General features: G+C 73.9%; 4 protein-coding genes. 1 reads left to right on the forward strand and 3 read right to left on the reverse strand.

All coding sequences use genetic code 11. The annotated features are described in order from the left end of the window. Positions 1 to 209, reverse strand: a 209-nt coding sequence (locus VB739_RS16590) for an alpha/beta fold hydrolase (RefSeq protein WP_323358120.1), incomplete at its 3' end; no start/stop codon positions are given. A 103-nt stretch (positions 210 to 312) separates the two neighbouring features. On the opposite strand from VB739_RS16590, the gene VB739_RS16595 reads away from it, so the two are divergent. Beyond that, positions 313 to 783 (forward strand): GNAT family N-acetyltransferase, encoded by a 471-nt coding sequence (locus VB739_RS16595; protein ID WP_323358121.1) that lies wholly within the window; start codon positions 313 to 315, stop codon positions 781 to 783. Here the strand turns inward: VB739_RS16595 and VB739_RS16600 are convergent. After that, complete coding sequence (locus VB739_RS16600; RefSeq protein ID WP_323358118.1) at positions 726 to 1,472, reverse strand: TIGR04283 family arsenosugar biosynthesis glycosyltransferase; 747 nt, start codon at positions 1,470 to 1,472, stop codon at positions 726 to 728. The genes VB739_RS16595 and VB739_RS16600 overlap by 58 nt on opposite strands. Then, positions 1,469 to 1,927, reverse strand: a 459-nt coding sequence (locus VB739_RS16605; protein ID WP_323358119.1) for a TIGR04282 family arsenosugar biosynthesis glycosyltransferase, incomplete at its 5' end; no start/stop codon positions are given. The genes VB739_RS16600 and VB739_RS16605, both read right to left, overlap by 4 nt.

Genomic DNA, 1,927 nt, shown 5'->3' on the forward strand with positions numbered 1-1,927 from the left:
GCCTCGGCCAGCCAGCGGCCGTAGCTGGCCAGGCTGGCCTGCAGCCCCCGGGGCCGCTCCGTGCCGCCGAAGCCGGGCAGATCAGGGCACCACAGCGACCAGCGCGGCGCCAGTTCGCGCCTCAGGGGGTGCCACAGCCGGCCCGCCAGCAGCCAGCCATGGACGCCGACGAGCAGGGGCCAATCGGAGCTGGTGGGAGAGACGCTCAGGACGGTCGCCCGGTGGAGTCCCTACCCTGCCGCAGACAGGCCAGCATCCGTCAGGATCTTCAGAACGCGTAGCCCCCACGCCGTGCCCGAGACCCTGCCACTGATGACCGATCTCTATGGGTCCGGGCACCGGCTCTGCGCCACCCCCAATCCCAGTCTGGAGCTGGTGCTCAGCCAGGAGCGGCCGATCGATCTGATCGAGCTGGAGGCGCTTTGTGATGCGGTGGGCTGGAGCCGCCGTCCCCTGCGGCGCGTGCGCAAGGCCCTGCAGCACAGTCTTCTGCAGGTGGGGCTCTGGCGCCATGACGCCCGCCTGCCACGGCTGGTGGGCTTTGCCCGCTGCACCGGTGACGGAGTAGTCGAGGCCACCGTCTGGGACGTGGCGGTCCATCCCCGCTACCAGGGTGCCGGCCTGGGCAAGGAGCTGATGGACTACGTGCTTGAGCAGTTGCGGGCCATGGGCATCGATCGGGTGAGCCTGTTCGCCGATCCCGACGTGGTGGGCTTCTACGCCGCTCAGGGCTGGGAGCTGGAGCCGCTGCAGCGCCGCTGTGCCTTCTGGTATGCCCCCTGAGGGTTTGGAGCGTAGTAGCGCTCGGCGAGCTGCGCCGCGGGTGTGCCGCGGCGCCAGGCGCGCCTCAGGCGGGCGTTGGCCAGCACCGTCTGCCATACCCCCAGCCGCTGCCAGCGCCGACCGCTGACCCGCAGGGCCAGGCCGAGGGTGCCGATCCTGGCCAGGCGCCTGAGGCGCTGCACGAACTCCAGGTCCTCCATCAGCGGCAGCGGTGCGATCCCGCCGGCGGCGTCATGGAGCGCCCTGGCCAGCAGCAGCCCCTGGTCGCCGTAGGGCAGCTGGCGCCAACGGCTGCGCAGCTCCACCGCCAGCTCCACCAGGCGCAGGCACGGATCGTCGCCGGCGATGCGCAGCCGGAAGGCCCAGGCGCTGGTCTCGCCGGCGGCGATCGCCGCCGCCAGGGCCCGGGCCCACCCCGAGGGCAGGCGCAGATCCCCATGGAGCAGCAACAGCCAGGTGCCCGTGCTGCGGGCCACCCCAGCGGCCAGCTGGCCGCCTCGTCCGCTGCCGTCGTGGAGCACCCGGGCGCCGGCCAGGGCGGCCAGCCGCGGCGTGCCATCTCGGCTGCCACCATCCACCACCAGCACCTCCCGCACCAGCTCCGGTGCCGTGGCCAGATCCGCCAGCAGGGCCGGCAGGCCGCGAGCCTCGTCGCGGGCGGCGATCACCACGCTCAGGGGCGGCCTCATCGCCAGGGATCCAGGTCGGCGGGGCGGTCGAGGTCGTGGCGCTCCGCCAGCAGGGTCGGGGCCAGGCCGGCCTGCCGTGCCAACTCCAGAGTCTGCGCCAGTACCCGGTCGCTGCCCCAGTCGATGCCCGTGAACAGCTGGGGCGTGGCCTGGCGCCGGCCGATCAGCCAGTAGCCCCCGTCGACGGCGGGGCCCAGCACCAGGGCCCCGTGCTCCAGGGCCCGAAAGGCCTCCAGCAGATCCTCGGCGGCGAGGGCGGGCAGATCACTGCCGATCAGCACCACCGCCGCCGCCCCCTCGCGGCAGCCCCGCAGCAGCTGACGCTGCAGCCGCAACCCCAGGCTGCCGCTCCCCTGGGCCACCACCCGGTCGACGCCGAGCCGGCGCCCCCAGCGCGCGGCAGCCCTGGCGCCAAGGCCGCTCGCTGCCAGCACCAGCTCAAGCCTGCCCCCAGG

This window comes from Cyanobium gracile UHCC 0281 (genome assembly GCF_034931305.1).
Taxonomy (GTDB): domain Bacteria; phylum Cyanobacteriota; class Cyanobacteriia; order PCC-6307; family Cyanobiaceae; genus Cyanobium; species Cyanobium gracile_A.

Coding starts and splice junctions, on each gene's coding strand:
- VB739_RS16595 (WP_323358121.1), top strand. CDS start 313: ATGACCGATCTCTATGGGTCCGGGCACCGGCTCTGCGCCACCCCCAAT.
- VB739_RS16600 (WP_323358118.1), bottom strand. CDS start 1,472: ATGAGGCCGCCCCTGAGCGTGGTGATCGCCGCCCGCGACGAGGCTCGC.